The 17,603-nt window shown below is 34.5% G+C and carries 19 protein-coding genes; 13 read left to right on the forward strand and 6 right to left on the reverse strand.

Annotation, left to right across the window (positions count from 1 at the left end):
• The first annotated feature begins 186 nt into the window (after window positions 1-186).
• From FD26_RS00970 to FD26_RS11440, 5 genes are all read left to right on the forward strand, one after another.
• Window positions 187-1,887, forward strand: a complete 1,701-nt coding sequence (locus FD26_RS00970) for an isopeptide-forming domain-containing fimbrial protein (protein WP_057866585.1) — start codon at window positions 187-189, stop codon at window positions 1,885-1,887.
• A gap of 146 nt (window positions 1,888-2,033) precedes the next feature.
• Window positions 2,034-2,666, forward strand: coding sequence for a hypothetical protein (locus FD26_RS00975; protein ID WP_057866586.1), 633 nt, complete (start codon window positions 2,034-2,036; stop codon window positions 2,664-2,666).
• 160 nt (window positions 2,667-2,826) lie between these two features.
• Window positions 2,827-3,027 (forward strand): helix-turn-helix domain-containing protein, encoded by a 201-nt coding sequence (locus FD26_RS00980; RefSeq protein WP_057866587.1) that lies wholly within the window; start codon window positions 2,827-2,829, stop codon window positions 3,025-3,027.
• Complete coding sequence (locus FD26_RS00985) at window positions 3,024-3,323, forward strand: helix-turn-helix domain-containing protein (RefSeq protein WP_057866588.1); 300 nt, start codon at window positions 3,024-3,026, stop codon at window positions 3,321-3,323. Before FD26_RS00980 ends, FD26_RS00985 begins: the two co-directional genes overlap by 4 nt.
• Window positions 3,324-3,434: 111 nt before the next feature.
• The gene (locus FD26_RS11440) at window positions 3,435-3,620 is read left to right on the forward strand and encodes an IS3 family transposase (RefSeq protein ID WP_057897036.1); all 186 of its coding nucleotides are present in this window, start codon (window positions 3,435-3,437) and stop codon (window positions 3,618-3,620) included.
• Between the two features lie 85 nt (window positions 3,621-3,705).
• Here FD26_RS11440 and FD26_RS00990 read toward each other — a convergent pair whose 3' ends face one another.
• A complete protein-coding gene (locus FD26_RS00990) occupies window positions 3,706-4,473 on the reverse strand; it encodes a hypothetical protein (RefSeq protein WP_057866589.1) in 768 nt (255 codons plus the stop codon).
• A gap of 280 nt (window positions 4,474-4,753) precedes the next feature.
• Between FD26_RS00990 and FD26_RS00995 the strand changes: the two genes are divergently transcribed.
• Together FD26_RS00995 and FD26_RS01000 are read left to right on the forward strand one after the other, a co-directional pair.
• Window positions 4,754-5,155 (forward strand): hypothetical protein, encoded by a 402-nt coding sequence (locus tag FD26_RS00995; protein ID WP_057866590.1) that lies wholly within the window; start codon window positions 4,754-4,756, stop codon window positions 5,153-5,155.
• Window positions 5,152-7,203 (forward strand): DUF11 domain-containing protein, encoded by a 2,052-nt coding sequence (locus FD26_RS01000; RefSeq protein WP_057866591.1) that lies wholly within the window; start codon window positions 5,152-5,154, stop codon window positions 7,201-7,203. Before FD26_RS00995 ends, FD26_RS01000 begins: the two co-directional genes overlap by 4 nt.
• A gap of 158 nt (window positions 7,204-7,361) precedes the next feature.
• Here FD26_RS01000 and FD26_RS01005 read toward each other — a convergent pair whose 3' ends face one another.
• Entirely contained in the window at window positions 7,362-8,000 is a 639-nt protein-coding gene (locus FD26_RS01005) for a GNAT family N-acetyltransferase (RefSeq protein ID WP_057866592.1), read from the reverse strand.
• A gap of 312 nt (window positions 8,001-8,312) precedes the next feature.
• Between FD26_RS01005 and FD26_RS01010 the strand changes: the two genes are divergently transcribed.
• Window positions 8,313-9,494, forward strand: a complete 1,182-nt coding sequence (locus FD26_RS01010) for an MFS transporter (protein WP_057866593.1) — start codon at window positions 8,313-8,315, stop codon at window positions 9,492-9,494.
• A gap of 173 nt (window positions 9,495-9,667) precedes the next feature.
• Entirely contained in the window at window positions 9,668-10,660 is a 993-nt protein-coding gene (locus FD26_RS01015; RefSeq protein ID WP_057866594.1) for a DUF4767 domain-containing protein, read from the forward strand.
• A gap of 205 nt (window positions 10,661-10,865) precedes the next feature.
• Here FD26_RS01015 and FD26_RS01020 read toward each other — a convergent pair whose 3' ends face one another.
• Window positions 10,866-11,078 (reverse strand): DUF3923 family protein, encoded by a 213-nt coding sequence (locus tag FD26_RS01020; protein ID WP_057866595.1) that lies wholly within the window; start codon window positions 11,076-11,078, stop codon window positions 10,866-10,868.
• On the reverse strand, window positions 11,075-11,509 hold the full coding sequence (locus FD26_RS01025) for a GNAT family N-acetyltransferase (protein ID WP_057866596.1): 435 nt from the start codon (window positions 11,507-11,509) through the stop codon (window positions 11,075-11,077). The genes FD26_RS01020 and FD26_RS01025 overlap by 4 nt, the downstream gene beginning before the upstream one ends.
• 141 nt (window positions 11,510-11,650) lie before the next feature.
• Here FD26_RS01025 and FD26_RS01030 point away from each other — a divergent pair, with 141 nt between their 5' ends.
• A complete protein-coding gene (locus tag FD26_RS01030) occupies window positions 11,651-11,971 on the forward strand; it encodes a DMT family transporter (RefSeq protein WP_057866597.1) in 321 nt (106 codons plus the stop codon).
• Here FD26_RS01030 and FD26_RS01035 read toward each other — a convergent pair.
• Complete coding sequence (locus tag FD26_RS01035; RefSeq protein WP_057866598.1) at window positions 11,968-12,663, reverse strand: YoaK family protein; 696 nt, start codon at window positions 12,661-12,663, stop codon at window positions 11,968-11,970. The genes FD26_RS01030 and FD26_RS01035 overlap by 4 nt on opposite strands.
• Window positions 12,664-12,791: 128 nt before the next feature.
• Between FD26_RS01035 and FD26_RS01040 the strand changes: the two genes are divergently transcribed.
• The 3 genes from FD26_RS01040 to FD26_RS01050 all read left to right on the forward strand — a co-directional run bounded on the left by FD26_RS01040 (window position 12,792) and on the right by FD26_RS01050 (window position 14,216).
• Window positions 12,792-13,016, forward strand: coding sequence for a hypothetical protein (locus tag FD26_RS01040; RefSeq protein ID WP_057866599.1), 225 nt, complete (start codon window positions 12,792-12,794; stop codon window positions 13,014-13,016).
• Window positions 13,017-13,101: 85 nt separating this feature from the next.
• Window positions 13,102-13,965 carry a glycerophosphodiester phosphodiesterase gene (locus FD26_RS01045; protein WP_057866600.1) on the forward strand — a complete coding sequence of 288 codons (864 nt, stop codon included), beginning with the start codon at window positions 13,102-13,104 and terminating at the stop codon, window positions 13,963-13,965.
• A 2-nt stretch (window positions 13,966-13,967) separates the two neighbouring features.
• The gene (locus FD26_RS01050; RefSeq protein ID WP_232230844.1) at window positions 13,968-14,216 is read left to right on the forward strand and encodes a DUF3781 domain-containing protein; all 249 of its coding nucleotides are present in this window, start codon (window positions 13,968-13,970) and stop codon (window positions 14,214-14,216) included.
• A 549-nt stretch (window positions 14,217-14,765) separates the two neighbouring features.
• Here FD26_RS01050 and adhE read toward each other — a convergent pair.
• Complete coding sequence (gene adhE, locus FD26_RS01055) at window positions 14,766-17,384, reverse strand: bifunctional acetaldehyde-CoA/alcohol dehydrogenase (protein ID WP_057866601.1); 2,619 nt, start codon at window positions 17,382-17,384, stop codon at window positions 14,766-14,768.
• Between the last annotated feature and the right edge of the window lie 219 nt (window positions 17,385-17,603).

A 17,603-nucleotide genomic window follows, 5' to 3' on the forward strand; every position in this document is an offset into this window, starting at 1 on the left:
TCATTTAATTCTGTCATTATACTTTCTTCTTTCAATAATTAGTAATGCTAAGAATATTCTTTTCTAAAATAAGTTATTTCAAATTAATATTCTATATATACTTTTATAGTTATTGATTAAAATGTGTCATAAAATTGTATTATAATAACATTATTATGATATATTTTTTTGGGGAGAAGGATTGCTATGAGAAAAAAACTTTACTTTTTGATGGGCTTTTTTTCAATAATATTTACCTTCTTAATTTTTAATAATATCACAGTATCTGCAGCAACTGCTATTAGTGCTTCAGACTTTGATGATGGTATTACTAACTGGAGGGCATCTGGGAATAATCAGATAGCTGAAATACCAATTGCTAATAATTTAAAACTGGGTTACGCTTTTGGACTCGCATCGAACACTAGTAACCAGATTCCCAGTTCATATCTTACATCTGGCCCTGACAGCTCAATAACCAATAATTCGGTGGCTGCTGGTATGAACTTGTATTTTTCCAAGATGAATATTTTCTTGGATGACGGTGGAAACTATATTAGTTCTGTCTTTCAAGGATCAAACTCAGCTTCAAATGCTACTACTTTAAATCAGCAAAATGTTTCAACAACTTCACCTGGGTTTATGATTTCGCCTGAAAATTCTACCTCTTTAAACGGTAGAACAGGTTCTGCTTTTTCAATTTTGGGAAGTCCCGACAGTTACGGTTCTACAGGTAATGCTGGTATGACATCAAAACATTTCTACATAGGATCTGATAAAAACGGTAATCCAGCATATAAAATAGTTGGTAACTTTTCAAGAACTAATAATTCTGGTTACAAAAACGGAACATATAATATGGAAATAGAGCTACTTTTACGGGCTTCACCAAGTAACTCAGCCATTGTTCAACGTGAAATGTATGTAAAGAATACTGCATCAACAGATGCTTCTTTCGTTACGCTTTTTGGTGAAGATACTAAGTTGGGTAGCAGTAATAATGGTATCTCTAATGACCACGTTCCAATTTGGGATCTTGGAAATAAACAAGGATTATATATTCAAGATATTTATTCATCAAAAGAATATCGTTTAATGACGACCAATCAATTGCCTGACGGTTTCGATAGTTACAATGGTCAAGCAATGTCAACTAACTGGACTTCTGGTCTTTCTGGAGGAGTACCTTCAGGAACAGGTGCAGAGGTAAACGACAATCCTAAAGGAACTCAACTTACAGCATCTGCGGTTGATTCTTCTTACATCTTAAAATGGAATGAAAAAACTTTGAAGCCCAACGAAACAGCTCATTTTGGCTCAACAATGGGTGTTACAGCTAAACCTTATTCTATTCCTACTCCTACCAAAACCTATACTAATGAAACAAGATCTGATGGAACAAATAGAGTCGGTGACAAACTTAAATTCAGTTTGAAATTAGTCAATAATGGTTATGGGGCAAAATGGAATTCTCAACAAATCGTTGATCAAATTCCCAAAGGGCTTCAAATTGATACCAGCTCTATCACCAGATCATATAATGGTACTGCGGCGTCACAGCCGGATCCAACCGATTATGACTCAACAACAAGAAAATTGACCGTCCCCATGCCTTTCCAATTAACGGACGATCAATATGAGACCGTTACGTTTGAAGCTACTTTGACAAATGATGCTCTAAGTAATTTAAATGAGAGTGGCAACCTAGTTAATTCAGCTGAGTTTTTGGGATCTGATTACATGGTTTCTCCAACGATTATAGATACCTTTAATGCCTCCGTAGATATTCCCGTACAAGCAGCAGATTTTAATTCAAGCTTTACGAAACAAGTAAAAAATATTTCCAACAATGAAGACTATCAAAATTCTACTACTGGAAAAAAGGGCGATAAAATAGGTTATCTCTAATTACCTATAGCGTAGCTCCAAGCAGCAAGGATTATCTTGTATCCGCAACTACCATAAATGATGAGGTACCTAGTGGTTTAGAAGTTGACTTAAGTTCTATCCAAGCAAAAGGAACTACTGGCGATTGGTACAATCAAACCTGGGGTATGAATGTCGGAGCAGTTGGACCTATAAAAGCCGGACAAAACGTCCAATTACGTTTTGAGGCAACTGTCACCGCCAATTCTGCTGGCACAATAACCAATAATGCTTACATAACAAACGTTAAAACATCCGCTGGTCAAACCTATAGTAAAGTATTAACTAACGATGCCGATTTAAATGTGCAAAACGTAAATACTTTTCTAAGCGTTCCAAATTTAATCGATTTTGGATCCACTAACGTCTATGGCAAAGCCAAAACTTTAACTAATGTCAAAACTAATGGTGAATTAATTGTTAGCCATCCAAATAGTAACAATTTTAATGTGAATGTATCATATGATAATGATGATGCGACTTCTCAATTAAAAACTACCGATGGCAAAACTTTGCCTTCTGATGATTCTGGATTGATTTTTATCAAGCAAAGAACTAGTTCATCTGACGATGTCGGAACTTGGCAACCAATCTCACCAACTGGCACACCTATTCAGACATCTGATTTTGCAGGAAACCAACAGAGCTTGCAATTAACGAATTATGTAGGCGTGAATAATTGGAAATTAAAACTAGCACCAACCGTTGAAACAGGCAGTTATAGTGGAACTTTAACTTGGACAATGTCAGAGTCCGTGTAAAAATTTCACCTTCCGCGGAAATTGAAATTTATCTCATCCGTCGACGTCGTTTTTGACGCCTAGCTTTATAAATCCATAATAAAAATCAAGTTTCCTTAATAATGAATACAGATTGAAGTGAACCCCTTGAGTTGGAGAAATCCAACCAAGGGGTTTTTCTATGGCTAAATATAATATCAAAACAAAAATAGAAGCAATCAGACTTTATAAAAATGGCATCGGAAGTACTACCATTGCTAAAAGATTAGGAATCTTTAAGGGTCATACCGTTCTAAACTGGATCAGATTGTGGAATAAGCACGGACTCAAAGGTATCACTAGGTCAAATACGTTGCAAGATACTCTCCATCCTTCAAAATGAAAGTAATTATTTGGTTGGTGAAACACAATGCTTCATATCCAGAAGCCGCAGACCATTTTGATATTTCTAATCAAGGAACAATATGGCAATGGAAACATCAATATGATCTACATGGTGTCGATGGTTTCGCTGATCGCAGGAAGCGAGTCACTACTATGTCTGAAAAGAAGAAGGCAACTTCAGCGGAAGAAAACAAAGAATTAAAGAAACGCCTTGAATACTTAGAAGCCGAGAATGCATATCTAAAAAAATTGAAGGCCGTAATGGATCGAACAGAGAAAAAGCCAAAACGATAGATTCATTATGGCTCTCAATATGATTCAGATTTTTCAATCGTTAAAGATATTAAATCCATACGTGATGAAGATAGTGAGGCTGAAAGCCTTGGCTATCGTCCATTATCTCGAATGGTCAATTCAATAAGAATTTCTCGCGGAGAGGACACTGTGAATCACAAATACGCAACACGAAAACAATTAGAGCAAGCAATATCTAAATGGATCAAATTTTATAACAATAAACGAATTCGACAATCAAACAATTGGCTAACGCCAATTGTAATGAGAAATAAATATCAAAAAAAATATGCCTGACCACATTTCTGTGATCAGACATATTAATAAAATTCACTCCAATTATTGGGATTCACTTCAAAATAACTAATCCTTGAAGCCTTTTTTATTTGACAATTGTTAATTCATCTAAGGTTTTTCCTTCAGGCGACTTTAATTGTAGCCAGCTATTAGTCCCAACAAAATAAAGGAATGTCCCTATCTCATTAACACTGCGCAGACTAATATCTTCAATCAAAATATTATCTTTAATTTGTTTTTCATACTCTTGACGTAACTGTAAACCAAATTTTCCCGCAAAGCCAATAATACCAGCCTTAGTTAAGGGTGGTTCAGCTACTAAGGTGGCACCAGCTTTGACGACAAACTCATTGCGTTTAAGCCAGTAGACTGTGGCTTTGCTGCCCTTATAGTCGATTTTAAAAGGTACATCCGACAATGACTTCAAAAATTTATGACGAGGCTTTATTGATCTACGTTTTGAAACAGATTTTAAACCAAACGCTTGAAGCAAGGGCAAAATCTGTCGCCAATATTCCTGAAAGACTTTTTTCGACTCTTCAGAAATAGTCATTTTATAATCCACATTAATCTGATAGCCAATTTGAACTATTTCTTTAGTTAAACAATAGAAGAAATCCGCAGCAATAATATTCTCTGGAACAACTATTTCAATAAAAGAATTAGCTTTATCGCCATTATTTAAAGCACCAAAATCCATTCCAACTATTTTTGAATTATTCAGCAATAAAAAGATTGATTCATTATCAATCTCAGTAGGCTTCATTAAATAGTAAATAATCTTTCCTTGCCTATTAGCAAAATCAATAGAAATCTTTTGATTAGTTAGATTTCCTGTAAAGTTTATAGTCATTTTTTGCCCTTCATAATATTAATGAACTAAGTTTATCACAATTGTATATAGCTTCTTTTCCATTAACGAATTAATGTAAATAAAAGTGAAATACTCAATAAATAGTCTAATTATGGCTTATTTTATCGGTTTTTATAAATTTATATCAACATTTCATAAAACGATTTATAAGAATTGAAACGGACTAATTGTACTTAACCTATATAATAAACATATATTGTGATAAGTATATACTTTGCTTTTATTAAAAATTGTTTTATCAAATGGGGGAATAATAATCATGAAATTGGAAAATTATTGGAAATCCCTGCTAGTCAGCATCTTCATTTTCCTTTTGGCATTAATTTTAATTCCGATTCAACAAGTTAAGGCCGATGTAAATCAAAACGTATTTAATGATGGAATTACCAATTGGGTCAAATATGGAGCTACTGGTTCAGCCACTTCTCAAATTGGAGATATCCCTATCTCTAATTCTATAAAATTAGGATATGCTTTTGGTGCTGCAATCAATCCTAGTGGTGCAATCGGGAATCACGATAGCGATTTTCTGAGCCCAACTGTCGGTGTTTCTAACGGTGGACAATTTACTTCATATTCCAAATTTAATGTATTTCTAAATAACAATAATCAATATTACGCCTCTTTTTTCCAAGGAAGGGTTCTTCTCAAAGTATTATGAATGCTCAGGCATCTTTTACATCCCCAGACTTTATGATCGTTCCACCCACTTATAATGGGAAAGTAACTACCAGAGATTTCTCATTATTAGGATATACTTTTGGTTCTAATGGTAATATTGGTTTAAAAAATAAATCATATTACGTTGGTGGCGATAAAGATCGTCCAGCCTATAAAATTGTAGGTGAATTTTCAAGAACCGCTTCTAGTTATAACGGTAATCAGGCCTATAATTTGTATGCAGAATTAGTTCTACGCCCATCTCCTACTAATGCTGCCATTGTTCAAAGAGAATTATATTTGTACAATCCTAATGCTGACACACAAAGTTTTCAAGTTTTATTCGGTGAAGATACAGCTTTAGGTACAATTAGCAATGTTAACGATAACGTTCCTATCTATTCTTTAGGAGATGGTTTAGGCCTATACATCAATAATGGTATGGACTCCTCTTCGTCTGCTAGTAAACTATTGGTTACTAATTCTATGCCTGATGGTTTTACCAACTTTACTGGGCAAGACATTTCAAATGATAATAATGCTACTAACTGGGTTGGTCACTTTGATTCATCTGGAAAGGGACAAATTGACAGTTCCACTGATCAAAATCTTTTAGGTACAGGTAAACACGGTAATACCGCTTATACCTTGAAATGGCCTGCTGTCGAATTAGGAACCAAACAACAAGCTCACTTCGGTTCTACAATGGGTGTCACTTATTCACCTTATGCCGTACCTAATCCCACTAAAACTTATACTAATGAGACTAGATCCGATGGCACTAACAAAGTTGGCGACAAATTAAAATTTAGCTTAAAGATGTCAAACAATGGTTTGAACAGTAAATTTAACTATTCATACTTGTCAGATATCATTCCTGAAGGTTTCCAACTCGATACTAATTCCATCAAAGTCGATGGCAACTCTACTAACAGCTTTACTTATGATTCAGCTACCCGAGAATTAAATGTTAATACCAATACAACTTTGGGCGATAATAAATCATCTGTAGTTACCTTTGAAACAACTATAACTAACGCTGCCAGCTCAACCGTACAGGACAAAACTGTCACGAATACAGGATATTTTTACGGGTATGATCCTCAAGTAAATACTTCTAATAATGAATATAAAGCATCGGTTAATATTCCCATTAAAAAAACAACTTATTCAAGTTCATTTACTAAGACCGTTAAAAATGATTCCGATACTACGTATTTAAACAGTACCACTGGTAAATGGGGCGAAAAAGTTCATTATAAAATTGTTTATGGCGTAAATAATGGCAGTACATCCCTCGCCGATGGTGCAACTTTAACCGATGACTTGCCTGCTGGTCTGAAATTAGTTTCAGGTTCAGTTCAATACAACAATTCATATGATTCTAGTAAAAATATTACTAACGGTAACTCTTTAACAAATATTGCTTTAGGTACCCTTCCCGCTAATCAAACTGGGACACTTACCTTTGATGCCACAATCGAAAGCACCGTTGCAGGAACAATCGTTAACAATGCTACTATCAAAAATGGATCTTCAAACAATGCTTCCATAGGAGATATGGTCTCAAATGATGCAACTGTGACTGTCTTGAATTCTGATTCTTTTACAGACTTACCCCATATTGATTTTGGAACCGCAAATATGTATGGAAAAAATTTAACTCTAACTAACGTTGCTACCAATGGAGGCTTGCAAGTTGCTCATCCCTCATCAGGTAATTATTACGTAAATGTAGCCTACGATAACAATGATGAAGATAAAAGGATGCATTCTGGAAAAAACACTCTCAGTGAAGATGGTTCCGGATTAATCTTTCTCAAACAGAGAAATTCCTCACCTGATGATAAGGGTTCTTGGAAACCAGTCTTACCTACTGGCACCCCTATTCGATCGGATACTTTTACTGGCGGCAATGACCAATCCGTTGATTTAACCAAATATGTTGGCGTTGGCGATTGGAAAATTAATTTGGATTCTAATACTCAACCTGGAGCGTACTCTGGTACTTTAACTTGGAGCATGACGGATGCGCTTAGCAACAGTTAAAAATATCATTCCGCCTAGCTTTATAAATTCATAATAAAAATTAAGTTTCCTTAATAATGAATACAGACATATCCTAATTTGGTATTCTTGTTTCGTAGGAATCAGTTGTTTTTATTAAAAAAGAGTCGCCCACAACGTGGACGGCTCTTTTACTTTATCTAAATGGCCTTCGACAAGACCCAATCATTAACATCTCCATGACTCAAATTAACATGTTTAACTGAGCGCACTGAGAAATTATTCTTCTTGTAAAACTTAACATTTTTCTTTGTATTAGTTTCAAGGATTATATTTCTATAACCAATTTTCTTTACGTAAGGGCTAATGTGATTGTTGAGCATCTTGCTACCAATACCTTGACCACGAAGACTTCTGTCAACTGCCAAGTATTCAACAACACACTTCTTCTTACCTTTAACCTTATCGAAAAGATCTTCGAATTTAAAGATATCGAATGCATTGAAACCATTGAATCCGTTCTTAATAATTTCTGGAAGCAATCGCAAACCATCCATTGATAGATAGTTCCAATTATTGATCCGTTTACCTTGATTGAATTCAATTAGAGCAACTGCTCTAGGCTTACCCTTTCCGTCAGCTCCAACATAAACCAAACCTTTTTTCATGAATACATTTACTTCTAGCGCAAAGTATTTCCGCATTAATTTGTCAAATTTAGCACTTGAGCGAAATTCCTGAGGAAACATGTTCTTAGTTGTAATGTATTCTTTAAATGAATCTACTAGTAAATTTATTATCTGGGGTTTATCACTGTTCAACCCGCTTCGAAAATCCAAAAATATGACCTCCTTATTAAGTCATGTTTCTATAATAGCCACTTCTATACCGATTGTCCATTATTAGAAGCTATTTAAAAAATATTTATATGCCAAAAGTCATTTTCATTATATCAATTTACTAAAAAAGTTCAGATAAAGTATTAGACTTTAATATAGAAGCATAGTACCATTAATTGTAATGTGAGATTTCAAGTTCATAACCAGCCGGTATCTAAGTCTTCTCTTAGAATATCGGTTTTCTTATAATCAACTACTGTCGGCAGATGGTAGTTTTTTTGAACTCAAAATAACTTATAGGGAGGGGAAAATATGGGAAAGAACAAAAAATCAATCTACATTCTTGTATTCAGTAACTTTTTGATCTGTTTAGGGATCGGATTAGTTATTCCAGTTACACCATTTATCAAAAACGAATTTCATTTCACAACGTCGCAAATGGGAGTTATGACATCTCTTTTTGCCTTTGCACAATTCGTTGCTTCACCAATCGTTGGTAAAATGTCTGATAAAATTGGTCGTAAACCAGTGATTGTATTTGGACTATTTACTTATATGATTTCCGAATTCATCTTTGCTGTTGCTACGACCCTGCCAATCTTTAATCTTTCTCGTATTATCGGTGGTTTATCAGCTGCTATGGTTATTCCAACTTCTATGGCTTTGGGCTCAGACTTAACCACTCTAAAAGATCGTGCTAAAGTTATTGGCTGGCTATCTGCCGCCTTTAGTGGTGGCTTAATCCTAGGACCAGGTCTGGGTGGTATCTTGGCTGGTATCACTTATAAAACACCATTCTGGGTTGCTGGTGTATTAAGTATTACTAGTGCCATCTTTACTTACTTCTTCTTGAAAGAAGACAAAGAAGTTCTTGAGGCTGAAGAAGCTGAGGCTGAAAAAAAAGCCCAAGAAAAAGGTTCAATCAGATCTATCCTTACTTTACCAATGGCAATGCTGTTTGGAATGATCTTGGTCTCATCATTCGGTCTGCAAGGCTTTGAAAGTATCTATAGTATTTACGTTAACCAAGTCTTTAACTTCGGTTTAGGTACTATTGCATTGGTTCTAACGCTGAACGGACTTATTTCTTTGGTTCTTCAAGTTGCCGCTTTTAACTGGATTATTAATAAAATTGGTGAAATGCGTTTGATCAGTATTGCATTCTTGTTGAGTGCTATCTGTGTTTTCTGGATCACTCAAGCTCATTCACATATTGAAGTTATCGTCGCCACCTTAATTATCTTCTCTTCATTTGATCTTTTAAGACCAGCTATTACGACACTTTTGACTAAATCTAGCCGTTCTAATCAAGGGTTGATCAATGGGATGAATATGTCTTTAACTAGTGTCGGAAATGTTATTGGACCTTTGATGTCAGGTGCTTTAATGGACTGGAATACGCACTATCCATACTTAGTAGTAACTGTTATTTTAGCAGCTTCCTACTTATTAACATTTGTTGTCAGAAAACATCCGATTGTTCAACAAGGATAAATTCATTTTAAAATAAATTATGCTGATGCGATCTTTTTTAAAAGACATACCTTAATTGGTATGTTTTTTTTATAAACTTACTTAAGTTTTATAGCCGTTCAAAAAATGACATATTACGACATGACTATCTAATATAATATTTCTGTATTAAAAATTTAGGGGGGAATTTATTTATGATAATCAAAACGTCACACGCAATATCTGTACTTTTATTAGGAACTCTTCTTTTAACTGGATGCAATAGCAATTTTAATAATTCTACTAGTAAAAAGACGGCTACTACATCAATTAGCCATAAAAAAACATCATCTATCAAAAACTCCAAAGTTCTTTGGAATAGCGACAAAGATGTAAAATTAAAAGAATTTATCAATCAATGGGCACCAACAATGCACCAATCTTACGTTAAATATGACGGTAAGCATTCACTAAATATTTCAAACGGAACGACATATCCAGATGATTTGAAACATGTAAAAATAGGTAATAATAATGCTTCAATTGGTTGGAATAAAACGGGTAAAGGAAATTATCAATATAATGTTGTTGCTATTTATAATTACAATGAAAATGAATCATCTTTGTCGGATCACATTACCTATTTCTTTACATTTCATAACGGCAAGCCAATTGTTTTAGTTGATCAAACTACTAATGGAACACCAAATTTATTCCCCACTGAAAATAATGTTCTTAAGAACGGATTTGAAAACATTGCTAAGGGTAAAGCGGCTGACGTATCAGTTGCTGCATCTTCTAGTACTAGTAATGCCAGTGATAACAGCAACAATAATAAAAATAGTTCCACTCAATCTGTTTCCGATCCTAAGATAGTTGGCATAATGCTTTATGAATATGACAGAGACTTTGATACGTCTGATATTCCTCACATGCTACTAATTACCCCTGATTCTGCTGGTGATGGTAGATACTATATTGGAACAGGAACCACTAATTCTACTCTGCCATTCACAATTGAAGGAAATACAGCGCACTATTGGACAAGACTTTATAATGGCAATGATATCAGACCAGATGGCACAGAAGGTCCATCCCCAGAGACTGAACATATTATCAATTTGAACACCTTAACCGCTAGATATTATTCTACTAGCAATCAAAAACAAACTGTTGATCAGATAGCCGAACAAATGACTGTTGGGTAATTAAATAGCATTGAAATAATTCAACTTCAAGTGCAATAAAAAATTTAAACACTCTTATAAATTCTAAAAACAAAATACTCCATAACTGTTAGACAAGAAACCTAATAATTATGGAGTATTTTTTCTATGGTTAAATATAATTTAATATTTGACGTTGTACCTACACCGTTTTAGCCATATTTCAATTTTTACAGAAGATGACATCCTATTTTTCCTTATGTTTCTTTATAAGATATAATGCTAAAAGCTGACACCCAATTACCAAAACTAAGAAAATCCCTAAAATCAGCAATGTCACCATTCGAAGTTGTGGTGTCTGAACTAACCCTGTTCCATCAGTTTTTCTTACCATTATCCAAAAGATTGCTACCAAAAATAATAATAACCATATAACATTGATTATCCGCCAAGTTTTCATTTATCTTCCCCTTGATTCCAAAGCATATGATACTCTTTTTCATTATTGTCCTGCTCAATATCCTGCGATACAATTTTAAAACCATTCTTCAAATAAAGTTTCTGAGCCATAATATTTTTATCATAAACATCCAAAGATAGCTTAAGATAATTTTGTTTGAGAAAATTTAATAATTGCTGACCAATACCCTGATTTCGAAAGGTTTCTTCTACAAAAATACCCGCAATATAATTATCTGTTACACCAACAAAACCCTTAATCACATTATTATCAATAAATACATAAACATCAGCCTGTTGAAATTGTTCTTTAACAGTTGCTAAAGCCTTCAACCAATAATTCTTATCAATAAAATTATGAGCCGTAAGATTACCATTGAGCCAAATATTACTGACTACTTCAATTTCATCTTTATGCATTTTACGAATCATATTTGCCACGTCCTTATTTATTTGCTAGAATGATTTTAAAGAAATCACACCGCCGGGTGTCAATTACAGAAGTACTCTTACCAATTCCGTTAGGCCAATGAAGGAATTGCTAGGGGTACTTATTTTTTTGGAGGAAATATTATGAATTGGATTTATTTAATCACTGCGGGATTGTTTGAAGTTGTCTGGGCAACTACTATGAAGCTAAGTCATGGATTCACTAAACTAAATTACACAATTTTAACTATTGTTGGCTTAGCTCTAAGCATGGGTTTACTAGCCTTGGCAGTTAAAAAAATGCCTATGAGCTTAGCCTATCCTATTTGGACTGGTGTCGGAGCTGTGGGCTCTATTCTAGTTGGCGTTTTCTTATTTGGCGATAAAATGTCTCCATTAACTTGGGTATTTGTAATTCTCTTACTAATCAGTATCATTGGTATTAAATTTACTTCTGGCAATTAAATACCATCTCGCCGATAAAGCAGCCATGTATAATAACCACCAACTAGCAATAATAATAAAGGCACGAACCAAATTGTTCTGATTGTAAACCAGTTTTGCAATAAAGCCGAGACTACTGCACCGCCAGAAAAACCTAGTACCAATTCAAAGTATGTCTTAGCTACAACAATATTATTACTCTTTTTATGATAAAAATATTCTGAAAAAGCAATAATGGCTTTAAAAGCAATAATGGCTTTCTTTAGATTACCAGTTGAGAAAACATTGTTATATCCCATACCCTCAATTTGATCAAATGAGACATTTTGCATCGCCATTACTAAGGCCAACAGTGGCACAACGTAAAGATTGGAAACTGTTTTAGGCAAAAAGCCGACGACTAAACAGATAATAAATTCAGCTACCAAACTTGTCAGACGCCAGTAATGACTCCGATTATTTTTATGTTTAAGAATCTCAGTTATTATAATTCCCAAACAAAAGAAGACCATTGTAGCTATTTTAGTAAGAATACCGGGTAAATTATGTCTAGCAATATCAACACTCAAGAAAACGATATTTCCTGTTTGACCAGCCGCTAGAACATGCCCTCGTTGGACGAAAGTATAGGCATCAATAAATCCACCAATAAAGGTCAATCCAATAGCTATTTCACGCAATTGGAATAATTTAAAACTCTCAAATCTTTTCATTTGGAACCTTCTTCTAATATCTTTGCATAAAACCATCTTAACAAAGAATATCTATTAACATCAGTAAGAATTAGTGACAGCGATTCCAAATTACGTTATGCTTTAGAAAACTGAAGGGATGAGATATTATGCTTACACCTGAAAAACTACACCAAGATGTCAAAGAATATAATGACGAAAGCTTTAAATTAATTGAAAAAAATCCATGGTTAATACCAGCTTCCGTTGCCTTGTTAACCTTTCCCATTGCTGTTTCAATACATGGCTTTTGGAAAAATGCTATTTTAAAGAAAAAATTGAAGATCGAACGTGAAAAAACTAAACAATTAAAACTTGAAAATAAGCTTCATTAAAATTTTCGTGCTACCCATTAACTTGCGGTAGCACTTTTTTTTCTAGTACACTATGATTAAGATATATAAATTCAGAGGGGATATTATGAAAAAAAGAAAAATTGCATCATTTTTGTTGCTCCTGACACTCCTAGGCTTAATTCTACCAACAACCAATGTCCAAGCTGCCGCTGCTCCCAAAGCTAAAAATTTAACTTCAATCACTCAAAGCGTCGATCACGCATCTCCCGATACTCCAATTATATTTTCACATCGTGGCAGTCCTTATAATAACCCTGACCACTCTTTTAGTGGCTATAATCAAGCCATCAAGGACGGGACTCAATATATCGAACAAGATGTCTGGCTCAGTAAAGATAACAAGCTTTATGTTTCGCACGACGATAATCTTAAAAAATCAACTGGGCATAACGTTACCATCTCAACTTCTGATTCCAGTAAAATTGACACTGTAAAATTACATAACGGCGAAAAAATTCATCAGTTAAAAGATGTCTTTAAACGCTATGGTAAAAAAGTTCATTATATAATAGAAACTAAAAAAAATTCTGGCGATAATACTGCCGTTGAAAAAGCTTTAGTTAAAGAGTTAAAAGCTCATAAAATGACTAACAACGTTATTTTCCAAGATGAGGATTTACCTGGCCTTAAAGCCTTTCACAAAGCCCTCAAAAACGTTCCGACCCTTTGGCTACTTGATTCCGTAACCGAACGTCAATACAGTGAACAAATTGAAAACGCTCCGCGCTACATCGATTTTATCTCACTTAAATTAGATCAATGGACTCCTAAGTTAGTTAAATTAGCTCACAAAAATGGATTCAAAACTAATGGTTGGATCTTAAATACTTACAATGATAATTACGACGCTTTACTAACCTTAAAGTTGGACAGTGTCTTTACTAACAATACAAAAGAAACTTCCAAACTAATTGATCGGTGGAAATAATTTTGATTCCTGAATCAGCAGTCTTCCTAAAAAATATTTGTTATACAAAGTTAGTTTTTGATCGTGTTAATAAAAAGTTACAAACTAACTTATCGAATGAAGAAATTAAAAATCTAGTTAACAAAATTATTAGCGATTCTGAAACTTCTATTATTAAACGTGGCAAAAACTACTATCTTCAAAATAATCACGTGGAGTTGGTAATTAATTCTTATAATTATCGTTTAATTACTGCTAACAAAAAAATTTAGTAACTGGTCAAAAGTCTTACTTAATTTTGATTAAAGTGTAAGTATCCCGCCTTCCACAAAAATTGAAATTTGGCTGGAACGCTGTGGGCACGACTTGAAACTTATGCTACGCATAATTTCCAAGCTCGGCCTTATTCTAAGCAATAAATTGCCAAGAATAATCTCACAGCTGAGCCAATTTCAATTTTCGTTCCAGGCTAATGTCACTGTTATATAATTTTTCATTTTAAATATTTTAAACACGAAAAGAGCTAATGACTATAATATAAAAAGTCATTAGCTCTTTTTTTAGATTTGAATTTTATCATTGTTGCAAGTTTGAAGGTTAATAATATCAACCAATAAACTAATCTGGAACGGAGCTAGGATGGTCTCAGTAGTGATATTTATCTTAGTGTGGAACACACTTAGATAAAGGTGGAGCTTGGTTGCCAAGAGGCTCCAAGTCCGCCCACTACGTTCCAGACCATTCCTAACGCAGTGGAAGATGGCATCCTTGGATACTTACACTTTAATCAATCTTAATTAAGAATGATTTTTTAAATAATATTATTTTTCGATTCCCTTACCGACATATGTATTTTGAAGGATTTGTTTCAATTCGGAGATTAATGGTTCTTTAGGATTTGTGAAGGAGAATTGATCGCCAAAGGCTTGTTCAGCTAAGGAATCAACTTGATCATTAAACTCTTTTTTATCAATATAATTATCTTTTAGACTTAGCTTAATGCCAACAGTATGGGCTAAATCAACAATTTTCTTAACTAAGGCATCTTTCAAAGCTTCTTCATTCTTACCTGTTAAACCGACATAACTGGCAATTGCAGCGTAATCTGAATCGGCTCTGAAGCTTTCATATTTAGGCCACATGGTCATCTTAGTTGGTTGCCCAAAGTTATAGTTAATTACTTGTGGCAAAGCAATAATTGAAGCTAAACCATGTCTAATTCCATAAGCATTTGTCAAAACATCTGTAATTGAATGACCTACACCGGCAAAGGCATTACCAAATGAAATACCTGCAAGTGTTGAGGCATTATGCATTTCTGCTTGAGCATCACGATCGCCATTGACTGCTTTTTCAAGATTATCAAAGACTAATTTGATAGCTTGCAAAGCATATGGTCTTGTATAATCTGAAGCCATATTAGCTACATAAGATTCAATAGCATTGTTTAAAACATCCATCCCTGATTCAGCCATGATATTTTCTGGCATTGTTTCAACAAATTGTGAATCAATAATGGCTACATCTGGTGTTAATGCATAATCAGCAATTGGATACTTTGTACCTGTCTTTGTATCAATAATTGAGCTAAATGGTGTTACTTCTGCACCAGTACCAAAGGTTGTTGGGATAGCAACGAATTGTGCTTTTTCAGGCTTAGGGAACTTGTAAGTACGTTTTCTAATATCAATGAACCCCTGTTTAGCTCCAAAGAGATCGACATCAGGATGTTCATAGAACAACCACATATCTTTAGCAGCGTCCATAGTTGTTCCGCCACCTAAAGCAATAATTGTATCAGGTTTGAATAAGTTCATTTGAGTAACGCCACGTTTAACGACATCTGTTGTAACAATATTATCGACATCTGAGAACATTGAATACTCAACTTTAAACTTATTACGTTTCAATTCATCTGTAATGGTATCAACGTAACCTAGTTGAACCATAACTGGATCGCAGACAATAAAGGCTCGCTTCATACCTTCAAGGTCCTCAAGATAACGAACTGAAGTTTTTTCGTAGTAAACTCTTGGTTGTTTAATCCATTGCATATTATTTCTCCGTCTTGCGATTGTCTTAATATTAAGCAAATCAAATGAAGATACATTATGAGAAATGGAATTCTTCCCCCATGAACCTGTACCAAGTGTAAGTGATGGGATCATTTCATTGTAAAGATTACCAATACCACCGATAGCTGCAGGAGTATTAACTAGTACACGACTAGCTTTCATCTTGATACCAAATTCAGTGGCCAAATCTTCATCCATTGTATGGATACCAACTGTATGACCTAAACCACCAAAGTGCAATAATTCATCGGCTTTGGCAAAGCCTTCTTTATGTCCACTTACTTTGAAGACTGATAGAACTGGTGAAAGTTTTTCGGCTGAAAGTGGTTCATCAGGACCAACCTTAGAAATTTCTACACCTAAGACTTTCGTATCGGCAGGAACTTTAATACCTGCTAATTTAGCAATATTCAAAGCTGATTGACCGGCGATAGGACCTTTAACTCCACCTTCTGGTCTAAACATTGCATCAGATAATTTCTTATAATCTGACTTCTTAATAAAGAAAACTTTGTTCTTTTCTAAGAGTGCTTTTACATCATCGTAAATATCAGCATCAACAATGGCACTATTTTCAGCGGCACAAACCATACCATTATCAAAAGTCTTTGAAATCATAATATCGTTAACTGCACGTTTGATATTAGCAGTCTTTTCAATATAGGCAGGCCCATTACCAGGTCCAACACCTAAAGCTGGCTTACCAGTTGAATAGGCAGCCTTGACCATTCCGGGACCACCAGTTGCCAAGACACTAGCAACGCCATCATTATTCATCAAATATGAAGTAGCATCAATACTTGGCTTTTCGATCCATTGGATAACTCCCTCAGGAGCTCCAGCAGCAACGGCGGCTTTTAACATAACCTTGGCGGCAGCAACAGAACATTTTTGTGCTTGAGGATGGAAACCAAAGATAATTGGATTACGTGTCTTCAAGGCAATCAAGGATTTAAACATGGCTGTTGAAGTTGGATTAGTAACTGGTGTAACACCAGCTAAAACTCCAAGTGGCTCAGCAACTTTTATCAAACGATGTTCTTTATCGTCTTCAATAATACCAACGGTTTTATCACGTTTAATTGAGTGCCAGATTTCTTCAGTGGCAAACATATTCTTAATAACTTTATCTTCGATTAAGCCACGACCTGTTTCTTCGTAAGCCAACTTTGCCAAGTCAAAACTAGCATTTAAACCAGCAATAGCCATTTGATGAACAATGTGATCCACCTTTTCTTGAGTGAATCCATCCATAATATCCAAGGCTTCATGGGCCTTAGCTACCATAGCATCAATAACTGGCTTAACATTTTCTTTTTTATCAGGTTTTGCAGCAACCTTTGTATCTTTGGAACCTTTCAACATCTGATTACCTCCAAGATTAAAAAACTATATTGTTAACTAATTCACGTTTTATCTTAGCACTGTTGTTTTTTTGTTCAATACTTTTGATCCAAATAAATGATGTAAACGTATTCACATTGATATATCAACACGTAGAAACGATATCAGGATTCTTTATATGATTTCACATCAGAAAACATTCTTGTTTTATTGTGAATTTTTCTTCACAAAGTGGAGCAA

This window comes from Companilactobacillus crustorum JCM 15951, assembly GCF_001434585.1.
Taxonomy (GTDB): Bacteria; Bacillota; Bacilli; order Lactobacillales; family Lactobacillaceae; genus Companilactobacillus; species Companilactobacillus crustorum.

What these genes read in the sequence shown, in the direction of transcription:
- adhE (WP_057866601.1), bottom strand. Translation starts at nt 17,384, where the DNA reads ATGTTGAAAGGTTCCAAAGATACAAAGGTTGCTGCAAAACCTGATAAA.
- FD26_RS01030 (WP_057866597.1), top strand. Translation starts at nt 11,651, where the DNA reads ATGAATTGGATTTATTTAATCACTGCGGGATTGTTTGAAGTTGTCTGG.
- FD26_RS01035 (WP_057866598.1), bottom strand. Translation starts at nt 12,663, where the DNA reads ATGAAAAGATTTGAGAGTTTTAAATTATTCCAATTGCGTGAAATAGCT.
- FD26_RS00995 (WP_057866590.1), top strand. Translation starts at nt 4,754, where the DNA reads ATGAAATTGGAAAATTATTGGAAATCCCTGCTAGTCAGCATCTTCATT.
- FD26_RS00975 (WP_057866586.1), top strand. Translation starts at nt 2,034, where the DNA reads ATGAATGTCGGAGCAGTTGGACCTATAAAAGCCGGACAAAACGTCCAA.
- FD26_RS01040 (WP_057866599.1), top strand. Translation starts at nt 12,792, where the DNA reads ATGCTTACACCTGAAAAACTACACCAAGATGTCAAAGAATATAATGAC.
- FD26_RS00990 (WP_057866589.1), bottom strand. Translation starts at nt 4,473, where the DNA reads ATGACTATAAACTTTACAGGAAATCTAACTAATCAAAAGATTTCTATT.
- FD26_RS00970 (WP_057866585.1), top strand. Translation starts at nt 187, where the DNA reads ATGAGAAAAAAACTTTACTTTTTGATGGGCTTTTTTTCAATAATATTT.
- FD26_RS11440 (WP_057897036.1), top strand. Translation starts at nt 3,435, where the DNA reads ATGGTCAATTCAATAAGAATTTCTCGCGGAGAGGACACTGTGAATCAC.
- FD26_RS01010 (WP_057866593.1), top strand. Translation starts at nt 8,313, where the DNA reads ATGGGAAAGAACAAAAAATCAATCTACATTCTTGTATTCAGTAACTTT.
- FD26_RS00980 (WP_057866587.1), top strand. Translation starts at nt 2,827, where the DNA reads ATGGCTAAATATAATATCAAAACAAAAATAGAAGCAATCAGACTTTAT.
- FD26_RS01025 (WP_057866596.1), bottom strand. Translation starts at nt 11,509, where the DNA reads ATGATTCGTAAAATGCATAAAGATGAAATTGAAGTAGTCAGTAATATT.
- FD26_RS00985 (WP_057866588.1), top strand. Translation starts at nt 3,024, where the DNA reads ATGAAAGTAATTATTTGGTTGGTGAAACACAATGCTTCATATCCAGAA.
- FD26_RS01000 (WP_057866591.1), top strand. Translation starts at nt 5,152, where the DNA reads ATGAATGCTCAGGCATCTTTTACATCCCCAGACTTTATGATCGTTCCA.
- FD26_RS01015 (WP_057866594.1), top strand. Translation starts at nt 9,668, where the DNA reads ATGATAATCAAAACGTCACACGCAATATCTGTACTTTTATTAGGAACT.
- FD26_RS01045 (WP_057866600.1), top strand. Translation starts at nt 13,102, where the DNA reads ATGAAAAAAAGAAAAATTGCATCATTTTTGTTGCTCCTGACACTCCTA.
- FD26_RS01020 (WP_057866595.1), bottom strand. Translation starts at nt 11,078, where the DNA reads ATGAAAACTTGGCGGATAATCAATGTTATATGGTTATTATTATTTTTG.